The sequence below is a fragment of the Frateuria sp. GZRR35 genome, from assembly GCF_051900415.1.
In the GTDB taxonomy this organism is placed as follows: domain Bacteria; phylum Pseudomonadota; class Gammaproteobacteria; order Xanthomonadales; family Rhodanobacteraceae; genus Frateuria_A.
The window spans coordinates 1-13,910 of record NZ_JBHZGL010000008.1 but is presented as its reverse complement, the minus strand read 5'-3'; the positions used below and the strand labels follow the sequence as shown (position 1 = coordinate 13,910).

Genomic DNA, 13,910 nt, shown 5'->3' with positions numbered 1-13,910 from the left:
CGACCGCCATGCATCCCGGTCGCGCCCAAGGGCACTCCTACAGGGGTCATCAATTGCGCGAAGCGACCTTGCCGTTGCCGTTGCCGGCGCCAGCCAACTGGCTGTCGGCATCGAGGCTGCGGCTTTCCATCGCGACCAACGTGGGGCTGACTTCCATGCCGGGCCGCACATGCTGCAGGCCGTTGACCACCACCACGTCCTTGGCGGTGAGGCCGGCGGTGACCACGCGCAAGCCGTCGGCCAGCGGCCCCAGCGTCACCTTGCGATAGGCCACCTTGTGGTCCGGCTCCAGCACGTAGACGAACTTGTTGCCCAGGTCCGTGCCGACGGCACGCTCGTCGATCAGCGCGCGCGGCTTCTTGCTCGGCGTGCGCAGTTCCAGGCGCACGTACAGGCCCGGCGTGTAGCGGCCATCGTCGTTGTCGAACACCGCGCGCAGGCGCATCGTGCCGCTGTCGGCGTCGAGCTGGTTGTCGACGAAGTCGATGCGGCCGGCGTGCGGGTAGCCCGCTTCATCCACCAGTCCCATCGCCACCTGAGGCGCGACGCCACGCTCGCGGCGCAGCTGGTCGAGCTTCAGATACGCGTGCTCGTCGATGGTGAAGTAGGCATACACCGGATCGATGCTGACCACGCGGGTCAACACGTCGGCGGGCGTCACCAGGTTGCCGGCCGTGATCCGCGCGTTGCTGACGCGACCGTCGATCGGCGCGCGCACCTCGGTGAAGCTGCGGTCCAGCTGGGCCGCCTCCAGCGCCGCGCCGGTGGCCGCGGCCTGCGCCCTGGCGCTGGCCGCGGCGGTGGCGAGGCGGTCGGCTTCCTGGGTGGAAATGGCATGCTGTGCCAGCAGCTTGGTCGCGCGCTCGGCGTTAGAGGCGGCCAGCTTCTGCTCGGCGCGGGCCTGCTCGAGCGTGGCGGCGAGCCGGTCGACCTCGGCCTGGTAGGGCCGCGGGTCGATGGTGAACAGCAGTTCGCCCTTGCGCACCTGCGCGCCTTCCTTGAAATGCACGGCGGTGACGTAGCCGCTGACGCGCGGATGCACTTCCACCGTGTCCACAGCCTGCAGGCGTCCGGTGAAGGCATCGGTATCGCTGACCGGCCGCACCAGTGTCTGCGCCACGGTGACCGCGGGCGGCGGCGGCGCGCCGGCTTCCTGCGCGTGGCTTTCGCCCTGGCTGCCGAGCACTGCCCAGCTGCCGGCCGCCACGGCCACGGCCAGGCTCAAGAGGATCCATCGCTTTTTCATGTTGCGCTCCCGGGTCTAAAATTAGTGCACCGGTCGGTACAGAACCGGCGGAGGCCCGGGAGAATAGGTACACTTGCCGGTATAGAAAACCGCGGCTTGGTGCAATGCAATAGTGCCGCCGAGTCACGAATCACCCTGGAGTGGGCTCGATGGAAGACTTCGCAGCAATTTCTGCCTTCGTCCGCGTGGTCGAGGCCAAGACCTTTGCCGCCGCTGCCGCACAGTTGGGCATGACCCCCTCGGGCGTCAGCCGCGCGGTGTCCCGGCTGGAAGAACGCCTCGGCGCGCGCCTGCTGTTCCGCTCGACGCGCTCGCTGCGGCTGACCGACGATGGCGCGGTGTTCCATGCGCGCTGCAAGGACATCCTGGCCGACCTGGCCGAAGCCACCGAGGCGCTCGGCTATGCCAACCGCAAGCCGGTCGGCAAGTTGCGTGTGGCGGTGTCGCTGGCGGTGGGGCGCGCGGCGCTGATCCCGCGCCTGGCCGAGTTCGAACAGCGCTATCCGGACATCCGGCTGGAGTTGTCGATGAGCGACTTGCCGGCGGACTTGAACGGCGAGGGCATCGACTGCGCCATCCGCGTGGGCGAGCTGGAAGACTCCAGCCTGATCGCACGCAAGATCGGCTACCTGCGTAACGTGGTGTGCGCCTCGCCGGCCTATCTGGCCCGGCATGGCGCGCCGCAGACCATCGACGACCTCAAGCAGCACCGCTGCATTAACTACGTCTATCCCAACGGCCGCCCGCGGCAGTGGATGTTCGATGGCGCCAACGGCCCGATCGCCGTGGACGTGGACGGGCACCTCCTGATCAACGACGCCGAGTCGGTGATCCAGGCGGTGGCCGCGGGCCTGGGGATCACCCAGGCCCCGCACATGATGGTCGCCTGCATGCTCGACTGGGGAAAACTGCAACTGGTGATGACCGACACCCGCTCCACCGGCAAGCCGGTGTGGATCGTCTATCCGCAGAAGAAGCACCTTTCCGCCCGCGTGCAGGCATTCATCGAATGGGTACGCGAAATCTTCGAGCGGACCAACGAGCCGCAGTTCCGGACGCCGGTACCGGCTGGGACGGTCAAGCAGAGCGTGTCCGCCGCGGCTGCCTGACCGCGGTACGCGGCGAGCGCTGACAGACAACACAGGCCGCCTTGCGACAGGCTCCCGGGCCGCCCTCACGGGTCAGACTGCCTTCGGGAGAACGCCATGCGTCACGTCGCCAAAAGGGCATCGCTTTGCGCGTGCCTCCTTGCTCTGGGTTGGGGTGTGGCGCACGCCGCCGACCGCTGGCCGGCCTATCCCATGCCGACCAGCGATGCCGCACTGGATGCCGCCCTCGTGCGGATCAAGCTGCGTCCGACCTACGTGGCCTGCCTGAAGAACGGGCGCGACGCGGATGATGCGGTCGCCTGCATCCGTGCCGAGTACCCGTATCAGCACCGCCGCGTGGATCAGGCCTACCGCCGGCTTGCGACGCGCATGGGCCAGTTCCGGCGGGCGCCGCTGGACGACGAACAGGAGCGTTGGTTGCGCTGGCGCGATGCCCGCTGCGGGCGGGAAGAGATCGACATCGGCATGGCTGCCTGCGTGGTCGAGATGGATGCCGACCGCGCGACCCAGCTCGAAGAGCGCATGACCGCGCTCGCGCGATGACTCCACCCCGCGTGGCGAGGCCAGGCGTCGATGCCGTCAGGCCCCGAAGCGTTGGGTCGGCGGCGGATCCGGGCCGTCCGACATCAAGCCGTGCACGCGGCGGGCCAGCTCCTCCAGCGTGAATGGTTTGCGCAACAGTCCGGCGCCGGGGATGCGCTCGCCGATGCGCTCGGTAACCTCGCGCGTGAAGCCGGTCATCAGCAGGATCTTCAGGCCCGGTCGCACCTGCCGGGCGATGTCGGCCAGCTCCCAGCCGGTGAGCTGCGCCATCTCCACGTCGGTGAGCAACAGGTCGATCTGCGGATGGGCGTCCAGCACGGCCAGTCCGTCATGGCCGCTGGAGGCAGTGAGCACGCGATAACCCAGTTCGGTCAGTGCCTCCGCCGCGAATACGCGCACGCCGACGTCGTCGTCCACCAGCAGGATCAGCGTGGTGCCGTTGCCGCGGGGCAGGCCGCCGATCGTGCGGTCGGAGCGCGCCGGACCGGTCGCGGCCGCGCCGTCGGCACGCGGCAGGTAGAGGCGGATGGTGGTGCCCCTGCCGACCTCGCTCTCGATGTCCACGTGTCCGCCGGACTGCTTGATGAAGCCGTACACCTGGCTCAGCCCCAGGCCGGTGCCCTTGCCGGCCGCCTTGGTGGTGAAGAACGGCTCGAACGCCTTGCGCCGGACCTCGGCCGTCATGCCGTGGCCGGTGTCGGTGATCGCGATCATCACGTAGGTGCCGCTGGCCACGTCGGGGCGGCCGCTGGCGAAGTCCTCGCCGAGGAACACGTTGGCCGTCTCCACGGTCAGCCGTCCGCCTTCGGGCATGGCGTCGCGCGCATTGACCGCCAGGTTGATCAGCGTACTTTCCAGCTGGTTGACGTCCACCCGGGTCTTCCACAGGTCGGGCGGCTGTTTCAGCTCCACGCTGTAGATGCCCCCAAGCGTGCGACGGATCACCTCGGTGGTGCTGGCCACCACCTCGTTCGTTGCTACCAGCACCGCATGCAGCGGCTGCTTGCGCGCAAAGGCCAGCAACCGCTGGGTGAGCTCGCCCGCGCGGCGCGTCGCCTCCAGTGCGTAGCCGACGTAGCGGCCGACATCGTGGTTTCCCCGCGCCAGGCGCGCCTTGAGCAGCTCCAGGTTGCCCATCACCACCGCGAGCATGTTGTTGAAGTCGTGCGCCATGCCGCCGGTGAGCGCGCCCAGCGCTTCCATCTTGCGCGACTGGCGCACGGCTTCTTCCAGCATCGCCTGGCGTTCGGTACTTCGCCGCAGCGCCTCGCTCGAGGACAGCAGCTCGTCGCGCACCCGCATCATCATGCGGTGGCGCCGCGACATCTCGCGCAGCGTCAGCATCGCCAGTCCCAGGATCGCCAGCGCCGACGCCGAGGCGCCGGTCAGTACCCAGCGCGAGAGCAGGCGCTCGCGCGCCTGTTCGGCGGCAATGCTGCGGTCGCAATCGACCAGCATCGACCCCACCAGCGTGCGGATGCGCTCCATCAGTTGCATGCCCAGGTTGGACTGCACCAGCTTCGCCGCCGCTGCGTGTTCGCCACGGTCGTAGTAAGATAGCGTCTGCGCCAGCTCGGCCAGCTTGCCCGCGATGAGCGCGCGCAGCTCGGGCAGGTCGCGGCGCCGGTGCGGGTCCTCGATCTGGTGGTCGAGCGTCTGCATCAACGCCGTCAACCGGGCGCGGGCGCGGACGTACGGTGCCAGATAGGCCTTTTCCCCGGTCAGCAGGTACCCGCGCTGCCCGGTCTCGGCGCCCTGGATCGTCAGCATCGTGCTGCGAAGGGAGGCGCGCACCGCCTGGATATGCTGCTGCTGTTCCATCCCCGCCTCGCGCGCCGCCGCCAGCACGTAGGCTCCGGCCAGCAGCGAGGTCAACAAGACAAAACCCGCCGCCAGCATGATTCGCGACCGGACCAGGCTTGGTGGTTTCTCTGCTGCCATGAAGACGCCGTCGTATGCAGCCGGACCGGGGCGGCCAGCGCGCGCGGCCATCGTAGGCACATCCGGCGTGCGCGGGGCGTGGGCACCCTGGGCCGTTCGCGCACGGCGACTTGGGATGCCGCGCCCACGCCTCCGTTTCTCGCGCCACCGACGGTGTAGGCTGCCGTCGCATGCATACGCCGGGAGGGCGCAGGGATGGGGGCTGGGCTGGCAAGGGAAGTCGTACTGTGGGCCGCGCTCGTGTTGCCCGGAGCGCCCGCACGCGCGGCCGACGGACGGGTGGTGCAGACGTATCACCTGCAGGCCGGGTTGGACGTCGATACGGCCGGACAGGTCGCCCGGGTCGAATTGCCCAGGGAGATTCCGGCCGTGCTGAGCGCACCCGCCCAGGAAGCGATCAAGCGCTGGCGCTTCAAGCCCCCCATGCGGCATGGCCGTGCGGTCACGGCACGTACCTATGCATCGGTCGACCTGGTCCTGGCCAAGCAGCCGGATGGCAACTACGGCGTAGACGTGCGCTACATCAAGAACGGCCCGGCACTGGCGCTTCGGCCGCCCCGATGGCCGATGGAGCAGGTCGACGGTCGACTGACGATGGCGGCCGTGGTGCAACCGGACGGTAGCCTGACCGACATCAGGCTGGTCGCTTCCGAGTTCAGCAGCCCGCTCGCACGAAAGCAGTGCGCGCTGGCGGTGGAAGAGGCGATACGCCACAGCCGCGCGCTGCCCGAACGGGTCGATGGCAAACCGGTCGCCACCCGCGTGCAGATCCCGGTCACTTTCACCACGCAGGCTTCGGCGGGCGTTGCCGGGGCCAGGCCCGACCGGACGAAAGACGCTGGCGCAGAGGCTCGCGAAACACCTGAGCTGTCCGGGCAAGCCGTCGCGCTGGACAGTCCCGTGCAACCGCTGGTGGCCGAGCCGCGCGGTTGAGGCGCGGTGCCGACACGTAATGAACTGGCATCGCGCACGCGGGGCGTGCGGGAGCCATCCACGACAGGGGAAAAGGGATGAAGCCGATGACACGGATCACCGCCGCCGCGCCTGGCGCGGGTGCGAAGGGCACAGGCCAGCGTACCGGGCGGGCAGGCATGGCGTCGGCATGGGCGCTGTGCGCGCTGCTCGCAGCGGGCGTCGCGCCAGCGCGCGCAGCGACGGCCGAGGCACAGGTCGCACGCGAATACCGCGCCCAGGCGGCGCTGGATATCGGGGCCGACGGCAGCATCACCGCGATCGGGCTCTCCGGCGAGGTCCCCGCCACGCTTGTCGCGCCGGCAAGGGAGGCCATCGCGCACTGGCATTTCAAGCCGCCCGTGCGCGGCGGCCGCGCGGTGACGGCGCGCACCTACGTGCGGCTCGCGCTGCAGGTCGTGCGCCAGACGGGCGGCAATTACGGGCTGCGTGCGGTGTACCGCTCGAACGGGCCGGGTCTCGCCTTTCCGGTGCTCCCCGAATACCCGCGCAACGAGCTGCGCCAGCGCGGCCAGGGATCGGTCGTGATGGAAGCGATCGTGCACCCGGACGGCACGTTGACCGACATCCACGCAGCCAGCCATCGCATCAACCATCCCAATCCCGGTGCCTTCATCCAATCTGCCGAAGCGGTGATGCGCCATGCCGTGGCACAGCCGGAGCAGGTCGACGGACTACCGGTGGCAACACGCATCCAGGTGCCGTTCGTCTATGCGTTGAACAGCATCAGCCGCAGCGAGGCGCTTTCCAGGCAGGCAAACAGGGACGCCGCGCCCAAGGCACCCGGCGATGTCAGTCCGATCGGCGAGACGGTCGCGCTGGACAGCCCGGTCCAGCTGATCGCGGGTCCGCCGGGTTGATCGCCCGGCCGGGGCTTCAGCCGCCGGCCGGCAGCCAGAGCAGCAAGGCCACGCCCAGTGCGATGCGGTAGATCGCGAACGGCGTGAAGCGGTGCGTGCGGATGTAACCCAGCAACCACTTCACCGCGGCGAAGGCGACGATCGCCGAGACCACGAAACCGACGATCAGCGCGCTCCAGTCCTCGTGCACCGCGCCGCCGTTCTTCATCACCTTGAGCAGTTCGTAGCCGGTCGCCGCGTACATCGTCGGGATGCCGACCAGGAAGGCAAACTCGGTGGCCGCCGCGCGGTTGCTGGTGCCGGCCAGCAGCGCGGCGAAAATCGTCGCTGCCGAGCGCGAGGTGCCCGGGAAGATGCCGGCGAGCATCTGGGCGATACCCACCAGCACCGCCACCGTCCAGGTCACTTCGCGCCGGTCCGGCTGGCGCGCCGCGACCGCTTCGGCGCCGATCATCCAGAAGCCGCCGATGACCAGCGCCCAGGCGATCGGGGTCACCGTGTCGGGCAGCGTGAAGCCACACTTCACCGCGATAAAGCCAAGCACCGCGGTGATCAGGAACGCCACCGTGAGCTTGGCCAGGTAATCGCGGTTGGCCGGGTCGCGCCACTGCGTCAGCAGCTGCCACAGGCGCTTCCAGTAGATCAGCGTCACCGCCAGGATCGCGCCGGCCTGGATGCCGATGTTGAACAGGTCCGAGCGCTGGCCCAGGCCCAGTTGTTCGGCGATCAGCAGGTGCCCGGTCGAGGAGATCGGCAGGAATTCGGTGATGCCCTCGATGATGCCGAGCAGGATGACGCGGATCAGGTCGCTCACTAAGGGCTCTCCGGCACTTCGGTAAAGCGGCATAGCTTACGGGGAAGCGGGCACGGCGGCGTGAGGCCGGATTGCGTCGTTTTGGTGCAACGATCGGGCGAAACCGGTGCAGTCGCCCTTGTAGGAGCGCCCTTGGGCGCGACCGGAATGCTCTTCGTGCGCGCCATGGCGGTCGCGCCCAAGGGCGCTCCTACAGGGATCGGGGCTGGCACGGGCATTGCAGTAACGCCCGCATCCTTTCCCGCTCCGAGGCTTGCCCATGACCGCCCAGAAAGTGCTCGACCTGATCGCCGAACACGACGTCGAGTTCGTCGACCTGCGTTTTGCCGACATGCTCGGCAAGCACCATCACGTGACTTTCCCGGCGCACGCCATCGACGAGTCGACCTTCGAGGACGGCAAGATGTTCGACGGCTCCTCGATCCCGGGCTGGAAGGGCATCAACGAGTCGGACATGGTGCTGCTGCCCGATCCGGACACCGCGCATCTGGATCCGTTCTCCGCGCACACCCAGCTGATCCTGCACTGCGACGTGCTGGAGCCCTCGACCATGCAGGCCTACGGCCGCGACCCGCGCTCGATCGCCAAGCGCGGCGAGGCGTTCCTCAAGTCCACCGGGATCGCCGACACCGCCTTCTTCGGGCCGGAGCCGGAGTTCTTCATCTTCGACTCGGTGCGCTGGCAGAACGACATGGGCCGCGTGTTCTACGAGATCGGCTCCGAAGAGGCCGCCTGGTCCTCGCGCTACAAGTACGACGGCCAGAACACCGGCCACCGCCCGGGCGTGAAGGGCGGCTATTTCCCGGTCTCGCCGGTCGACTCGCTGGGCGACCTGCGCGCGGACATGTGCAAGGTGCTCGAATCGCTCGGCCAGGTGGTCGAGGTGCACCACCATGAAGTGGCCAACGCCGGCCAGTGCGAGATCGGCGTCAAGTTCAACACGCTGGTGAAGAAGGCCGACGAGCTGATGACGATGAAGTACGTCATCCGCAACGTGGCGCACCAGAATGGCAAGACCGTGACCTTCATGCCCAAGCCGATCGTCGGCGACAACGGCTCGGGCATGCACGTGCACCAGTCGCTGGCCAAGGACGGGCAGAACCTGTTCGCCGGTGAGCTGTACGGCGGCCTGTCGCAGATGGCGCTGTGGTACATCGGCGGCATCTTCAAGCATGCCAAGGCGATCAACGCCTTCGCCAACTCCACCACCAACAGCTACAAGCGCCTGGTGCCGGGCTTCGAGGCGCCGGTGATGCTGGCCTACTCGGCGCGCAACCGCTCGGCGAGCTGCCGCATCCCGTACGTGTCCAGCCCGAAGGGCCGCCGCATCGAGGTGCGCTTCCCCGATCCGATGAACTCCGGCTACCTGGTGTTCACCGCGCTGATGATGGCCGGCCTGGACGGCATCATCAACAAGATCGACCCGGGTGCGCCGGCGGACAAGGACCTGTACGACCTGCCGCCGGAAGAAGAGAAGAACATCCCGCAGGTGTGCGCGAGCCTGGACGAAGCGCTCACCGCGCTGGACAAGGATCGCGAGTTCCTCAAGGCCGGCGGCGTGTTCACCGACGACTTCATCGATGCCTACATCGAGGTGAAGATGAAGGAGGTCACCGCCTACCGTGCCAGCACGCATCCGCTGGAATTCCAGATGTACTACGCGATCTGACCGCAGCGACAGGGGTCGACGGGACGGGCGCCTCGGCGCCCGTCTTTTTTTGTAGCAGCGCACTTGTGGGCGGTGCTCTTTGTCCCCCGCGCGAAAGAGCATCGCCCACGAGTTGGCTCCTACGGAGAGCTCAGGGCCGCTCGACCACCAGCGCCACGCTGCCGTGGTTGTTGGCGTAGGCCTGCCAGGCGTCGTTGGCGTAGGCGTAGAAATAGCCGCTGGCGGCCGGCGTGAAGCGACAGCCGTTGCCGATCACGAAGGTCTCGCCGCGGTCGTCGCCTTCGCCATTGGCGACAAAGCCGATCAGTGCGCACCAGGGCGCCGACTCCACGCGCCGGGTGAACCAGAAATCGCTGTCGCCGTGGCTGGCGGCGTTGAACACGTGTTCCACCGAGCCCAGGGCGGTGGCCGCCAGGCGCGCGATGTCGGAGGCGTGGTGGCCATCGAGCTCACCGCCGGCGGGGGAGAACTTGGCGCCCGCGTCGAGCCATTCGCCCGAGGCGCCGAAGCGGTAGGTGACGCCGGCCTCCAGGTACAGCCCGGTGATGTTCCAGTGGGTCGAGGCGAACACGTCCAGCGCCGTCCGCTCGCCGCCCGCGAGCACGCGGGTGGGCCAGTAGTCGCCCTGCGCGAGCGGCGGATCGACCTGCCGCGCCAGCGCGCTCGGGTGCACCAGTCCGGCGAGCACGCTGGCCCTGGCCACCTGCGCCACCGCGCGCGGCTGGTTGCGGCCGAGTTTGAACAGGCCCTGCCGCGAGTCGTGCAGTACGCCTTGCGGATCGGGACGCAACTGCGCGCGCGTGTTCTCGCGCAGCCGCAGGCCGCAGGTCGCGGCTTCGTCGAGCATCCAGGCCAGCGCGATGTCGGACAGCCCCGCCTGTGCGTAACCGCCGCCGACGTCGCCGTGCACGCCCGGAAACCACACCTGGTGCACCCGGTCGGGACGACGGATGTTCGTCCACAGCGTCGGCATGAAGTCCGCACGGCGCTCGTCCATCGCCACCGCATGGCGGGCGTTGGCGATCATCAGGCTGATCTTCGTATCGTGGAACTGGTAGCGGCGAGGGTCGCCGATGAAGCGCAATACCGACAACTCCAGCGGAATGCCCAGTGCACCGACCGTGTCCCACACGCCCATGAAGTGCACGCCGATGGTGCCCTCCGTGGGTTGCCCGGGCGGCACGCCGTGGAAGGCCCAGCCATTGGCGTTGGCGAACGGCTTGCCGGACCGGTAGGCCTCGAACACCTGCTGCACGCGCGACCACACCTCGGCCGGTGCCAGCGCCGCGTCCGACAGGTCGAGCAGGCCGCTGTGCGCGAGCATCCCGCCCAGGCTGCGCACGGTGTAGGCACCGCGGCTGAAGCCGAACAGGAAAATCCGGTCGCCCGGCTGGTAACGCACGGCCAGCCACTGGTAGGCGCTCATGATGTTGCGCTCCAGCCCGGCGCCGGTGCCGCCGCCGACCACCCGGTCCAGCCAGCCGCCGTTGGTGCCCACGCCGGGGTGGTAGTAGACCTGCTGCTGCTCGTCCTTCACCGCGGCGTTGTAGAGCTTGGCCACGTTGGTGGGCGCCGGCAGACCCTGGTCGGTGTGCTCCAGGGTGTTCCAGGTGCCGTCGCAGCAGACGATCAGTTGGCTCATGGCGGTGTCCTCCCCGGTTGCCCAGGGCCGACCCTACGCGCGCGGTGGTGGCCGAACCGTCGTCGCCGTCGCAGCTCGGCATGCATCCGCGCGGTCGGTCGTCGCGTACCTCGCAGGGGCGGCGACGGGCCGCGAGGGGGACGTTGGATGAACAGGCAAAAGCGATGGTGGTGGATGGCAGGCATGCTCGCGGTAGCGACGGTCGTGGCCGCCCAGACGATCCCGACCCATGACGGGCAGGGCCGGCTGGTCGACGGTCAGGGGCGCGCGTTGTACGTCTACGACGCCGATGCCGTGCCCGGGCAAAGTGCCTGCACGGGCCCGTGTGCCGCGGTCTGGCCACCGCTGGAGGCGCCGGCCGCGGCGTCCGCACCGCAGGGGTTCGGCCGGATCGTGCGCGCCGACGGCCGCCGCCAGTGGGCCTGGCAAGGGCGCCCGCTCTACCGCTATGCCGGCGATGCCGCGCCGGGCGACGCGCGTGGCGATGGCCTCAACGGCACGTGGCATCGGGCGCTCGACGCGGCTGCATCCGCACCGGCCATCCATCCGTAACTCCATCCGGTGGCGCGCTTGGGGCGCGTCCCAGACAGGGAGACACCATGCACAAGCAACGGGGAAACCGGGCAACGCTGCTCGGCGCGCTTCTCATCGCCGCGACGGCGCCGGGCCTGGCGATGGCCGACGATGCCGGCACCAGCGGCAAGCTGCTGCTCACCGGCGGCGTGAGCCAGGTCGAGGGCGCCGCCGGTGGCGGGCTTACGCCGTGGGCGGTGATCGGCGGCTACGGCACGCGTGACCAGATCGGTGCGAACGCCTTCTACACGCGGGTGAACCTGCCCGACTACCACCTGGACGACGCCGGCGTGATGGTCGGCTTCTACAACCGCGTCGAGCTTTCCTACGCGCAGCAGCGCTTCAACACCGAGGACGTCGGTGCCGCGCTCGGCCTGGGACGCGGCTTCACCTTCCGCCAGGACGTGGTCGGCGTAAAGGTGCGCCTGTTCGGCGATGCGGTGCTGGAGCAGGACAGCTGGCTGCCGCAGGTTTCCATCGGCGCGCAGTACAAGAAGAACAACCAGGACGCGATCGTGAAGTTCGTCGGTGCCACGCGCTCGCAGGGCACCGACTACTACATCGACGCGACCAAGCTGTTCCTCGCCCAGAGCCTGCTGGTCAACGCCACCGTGCGTTTCACCAAGGCCAACCAGATCGGCATCCTCGGCTTCGGCGGCGACCGGCACGACGGTTACCAGGCGGAACTGGAAACCTCGGTCGCCTACCTGCTCACCCGCCAGTGGGCCATCGGCGCCGAGTACCGCATGAAGCCGGACAACCTCGGCATCGCGAAGGAGGACGACTGGTACGACGCCTTCGTCGCCTGGTCACCGACCAAGCACGTGTCGGTGACCCTTGCCTATGCCGACCTCGGCAACATCGTGATCAAGGACCGCCAGCGCGGCCTCTACGCCTCCGTCCAGCTCGGCTTCTGACAAGGAACAACCTCATGCTCAAGCAGTCGCTTCTTCCGTTGTTCCTGGCCGCCGGCCTCGCCGTCGGCGCGGCCCAGGCGCAGAGCGCCATGCCGGTGACCCATCCGGCCGCCGACCCGGCGCCGCGCGACCCGTCGCTCAAGCCGGTGTTCGACCAGTTCGGCGGCAAGGCCGGGCTGGTCGCGCTGATGGACGATTTCATGGCCAACCTGATGGCCGACCCGCGCACGCGGCCGTTCTTCGAGCCGGTCGACCGCGAGCACGTCAAGGCCGAACTGGTCGACCAGTTCTGCGTGATCCTCGATGGCCCCTGCACCTACACCGGCAAGAACATGGCGCAGGTGCACCGCGGGCTGGACATCCACCGCAGCCAGTTCAATGCGCTGGTGGAGGACCTGCAGAAGGCGATGGACAAGCACGGCATCCCGTTCCGCGCACAAAACAAGCTGCTGGCCAGGCTGGCGCCGATGCACCGGGAGGTCGTGACCCCGTAGTCCGGCGGCTGCATTGCACCAAGAGGGCGCAACGCCCATGATGGTGCAATGAACGAAGCCGACTGGCGCGCATGGGCGGAACAGGCGACGACCGGGCTTGGCCTGGTCGATGCCCGCTTGCAGCTGGCCTGGCTCAACCCGGCGCTGGCCGAAGCGCTGGAGCTGGGCCCGCGACGCGCCATTGGCCAGCCGCTGGCGTCGCTGCTGGGCGAGCCGGCGGTGGCGTCCCAGGCGGCGCGGGCGCGCGACGAACAACGCACCGTGCAATGGCGCGACCTGCGCCTGGGCGCGCCGGAGCGGCGGCTCGACGTGTCGTTGCAGCCGCTCGATGCCGAACACCTGCTGCTGGAAGTGCACGTGCTCGCGCCGCCACCAGCCGAAAGCTCCCCAGTCTCGGCCAGCCTGCGCGGCCTCGCGCACGAGGTGAAGAACCCGCTCGCCGGCCTGCGCGGTGCGGCGCAACTGTTGCAGCGGCGCGTCGCCGAGGCGGAGCTCAAGGCGCTGGCCGGCATGGTCATCGCCGAGGCCGACCGGCTGGCCGCGCTGGCCGATCGCCTGCTGCGTCCGGCCGGCGCGTCGCCGCAGGACGCGATCAACCTGCACGCGGTGCTGGAGCGGGTCGTCGCGCTGCTGGAGGCCGAACCTTCGCCGCTGGCGATCCGCCAGGACTACGACCCCAGCCTGCCGGAGCTGCGAGGCGATGCCGATCGCCTGCAGCAATTGCTGCTCAACCTGGCGCGCAACGCGCGCGAAGCCGGCGCGCGCCATCTGATCCTGCGCACCCGCGCCGAACATGGGGTGCGGCTGGGCGAACGCGTGCTGCGCACCGCCCTGCGGCTGGACATGGTGGACGATGGCGCGGGCGTCCCCGCTGCCCTGCGCGACACGCTGTTCGAGCCGCTGGTGTCCGGTCGCGCCGACGGCACCGGCCTGGGCCTGGCGATGGCGCGCGAGATCGCGCATGAACATGGCGGCGAGCTGCGCCACGCCGGCACGCCGGGCGCCACCACGTTCACCCTGTGGCTGCCGCTGGAACACGCATGACCCGCATGTTCTCCGAACCCTGTGGGCGCCCGCTTGCGGGCGATGCTCTGCGTGACACCGGACCGGAAGCATCGCCCGCAAGCGGG

At 69.1% G+C, this 13,910-nt stretch carries 13 protein-coding genes; 9 read left to right on the top strand and 4 right to left on the bottom strand.

What is annotated here, in order from left to right:
- Window positions 1-49: 49 nt before the first annotated feature.
- Window positions 50-1,246 carry an efflux RND transporter periplasmic adaptor subunit gene (locus ACFWZ3_RS10820; RefSeq protein ID WP_439707746.1) on the bottom strand — a complete coding sequence of 399 codons (1,197 nt, stop codon included), beginning with the start codon at window positions 1,244-1,246 and terminating at the stop codon, window positions 50-52.
- A gap of 149 nt (window positions 1,247-1,395) precedes the next feature.
- On the opposite strand from ACFWZ3_RS10820, the gene ACFWZ3_RS10815 reads away from it, so the two are divergent.
- The gene (locus ACFWZ3_RS10815; protein WP_439707745.1) at window positions 1,396-2,355 is read left to right on the top strand and encodes a LysR family transcriptional regulator; all 960 of its coding nucleotides are present in this window, start codon (window positions 1,396-1,398) and stop codon (window positions 2,353-2,355) included.
- Window positions 2,356-2,547: 192 nt separating this feature from the next.
- Complete coding sequence (locus ACFWZ3_RS10810) at window positions 2,548-2,898, top strand: lysozyme inhibitor LprI family protein (protein WP_439707744.1); 351 nt, start codon at window positions 2,548-2,550, stop codon at window positions 2,896-2,898.
- Between the two features lie 36 nt (window positions 2,899-2,934).
- Here the strand turns inward: ACFWZ3_RS10810 and ACFWZ3_RS10805 are convergent, their stop codons facing one another.
- A complete protein-coding gene (locus ACFWZ3_RS10805) occupies window positions 2,935-4,776 on the bottom strand; it encodes a CHASE3 domain-containing protein (RefSeq protein ID WP_439707743.1) in 1,842 nt (613 codons plus the stop codon).
- A gap of 258 nt (window positions 4,777-5,034) precedes the next feature.
- Between ACFWZ3_RS10805 and ACFWZ3_RS10800 the strand changes: the two genes are divergently transcribed.
- Complete coding sequence (locus tag ACFWZ3_RS10800; protein WP_439707742.1) at window positions 5,035-5,772, top strand: energy transducer TonB; 738 nt, start codon at window positions 5,035-5,037, stop codon at window positions 5,770-5,772.
- A gap of 86 nt (window positions 5,773-5,858) precedes the next feature.
- Window positions 5,859-6,671 (top strand): energy transducer TonB, encoded by an 813-nt coding sequence (locus ACFWZ3_RS10795; protein ID WP_439707741.1) that lies wholly within the window; start codon window positions 5,859-5,861, stop codon window positions 6,669-6,671.
- A gap of 16 nt (window positions 6,672-6,687) precedes the next feature.
- On the opposite strand, the gene ACFWZ3_RS10790 is transcribed toward ACFWZ3_RS10795, so the two are convergent.
- Window positions 6,688-7,485, bottom strand: coding sequence for an undecaprenyl-diphosphate phosphatase (locus tag ACFWZ3_RS10790; protein ID WP_439707740.1), 798 nt, complete (start codon window positions 7,483-7,485; stop codon window positions 6,688-6,690).
- Between the two features lie 259 nt (window positions 7,486-7,744).
- Between ACFWZ3_RS10790 and glnA the strand changes: the two genes are divergently transcribed.
- Window positions 7,745-9,154 (top strand): type I glutamate--ammonia ligase, encoded by a 1,410-nt coding sequence (glnA, locus tag ACFWZ3_RS10785; protein ID WP_439707739.1) that lies wholly within the window; start codon window positions 7,745-7,747, stop codon window positions 9,152-9,154.
- Between the two features lie 130 nt (window positions 9,155-9,284).
- On the opposite strand, the gene ACFWZ3_RS10780 is transcribed toward glnA, so the two are convergent.
- On the bottom strand, window positions 9,285-10,796 hold the full coding sequence (locus ACFWZ3_RS10780) for a DUF2235 domain-containing protein (RefSeq protein ID WP_439707738.1): 1,512 nt from the start codon (window positions 10,794-10,796) through the stop codon (window positions 9,285-9,287).
- A gap of 147 nt (window positions 10,797-10,943) precedes the next feature.
- On the opposite strand from ACFWZ3_RS10780, the gene ACFWZ3_RS10775 reads away from it, so the two are divergent.
- The 4 genes from ACFWZ3_RS10775 to ACFWZ3_RS10760 are packed head-to-tail and all read left to right on the top strand — an operon-like array spanning window position 10,944 to window position 13,824.
- Complete coding sequence (locus ACFWZ3_RS10775; protein ID WP_439707737.1) at window positions 10,944-11,348, top strand: COG4315 family predicted lipoprotein; 405 nt, start codon at window positions 10,944-10,946, stop codon at window positions 11,346-11,348.
- Between the two features lie 47 nt (window positions 11,349-11,395).
- A complete protein-coding gene (locus ACFWZ3_RS10770; protein WP_439707736.1) occupies window positions 11,396-12,286 on the top strand; it encodes a DUF3034 family protein in 891 nt (296 codons plus the stop codon).
- 14 nt (window positions 12,287-12,300) lie between these two features.
- Entirely contained in the window at window positions 12,301-12,780 is a 480-nt protein-coding gene (locus ACFWZ3_RS10765) for a group I truncated hemoglobin (RefSeq protein ID WP_439707735.1), read from the top strand.
- Between the two features lie 48 nt (window positions 12,781-12,828).
- Window positions 12,829-13,824, top strand: a complete 996-nt coding sequence (locus tag ACFWZ3_RS10760; protein WP_439707734.1) for a two-component system sensor histidine kinase NtrB — start codon at window positions 12,829-12,831, stop codon at window positions 13,822-13,824.
- Window positions 13,825-13,910: the final 86 nt, after the last annotated feature.

Coding starts and splice junctions, on each gene's coding strand:
- ACFWZ3_RS10820 (WP_439707746.1), bottom strand. CDS start 1,246: ATGAAAAAGCGATGGATCCTCTTGAGCCTGGCCGTGGCCGTGGCGGCC.
- ACFWZ3_RS10815 (WP_439707745.1), top strand. CDS start 1,396: ATGGAAGACTTCGCAGCAATTTCTGCCTTCGTCCGCGTGGTCGAGGCC.
- ACFWZ3_RS10810 (WP_439707744.1), top strand. CDS start 2,548: ATGCCGACCAGCGATGCCGCACTGGATGCCGCCCTCGTGCGGATCAAG.
- ACFWZ3_RS10800 (WP_439707742.1), top strand. CDS start 5,035: ATGGGGGCTGGGCTGGCAAGGGAAGTCGTACTGTGGGCCGCGCTCGTG.
- ACFWZ3_RS10795 (WP_439707741.1), top strand. CDS start 5,859: ATGACACGGATCACCGCCGCCGCGCCTGGCGCGGGTGCGAAGGGCACA.
- glnA (WP_439707739.1), top strand. CDS start 7,745: ATGACCGCCCAGAAAGTGCTCGACCTGATCGCCGAACACGACGTCGAG.
- ACFWZ3_RS10780 (WP_439707738.1), bottom strand. CDS start 10,796: ATGAGCCAACTGATCGTCTGCTGCGACGGCACCTGGAACACCCTGGAG.
- ACFWZ3_RS10775 (WP_439707737.1), top strand. CDS start 10,944: ATGAACAGGCAAAAGCGATGGTGGTGGATGGCAGGCATGCTCGCGGTA.
- ACFWZ3_RS10770 (WP_439707736.1), top strand. CDS start 11,396: ATGCACAAGCAACGGGGAAACCGGGCAACGCTGCTCGGCGCGCTTCTC.
- ACFWZ3_RS10765 (WP_439707735.1), top strand. CDS start 12,301: ATGCTCAAGCAGTCGCTTCTTCCGTTGTTCCTGGCCGCCGGCCTCGCC.
- ACFWZ3_RS10760 (WP_439707734.1), top strand. CDS start 12,829: ATGAACGAAGCCGACTGGCGCGCATGGGCGGAACAGGCGACGACCGGG.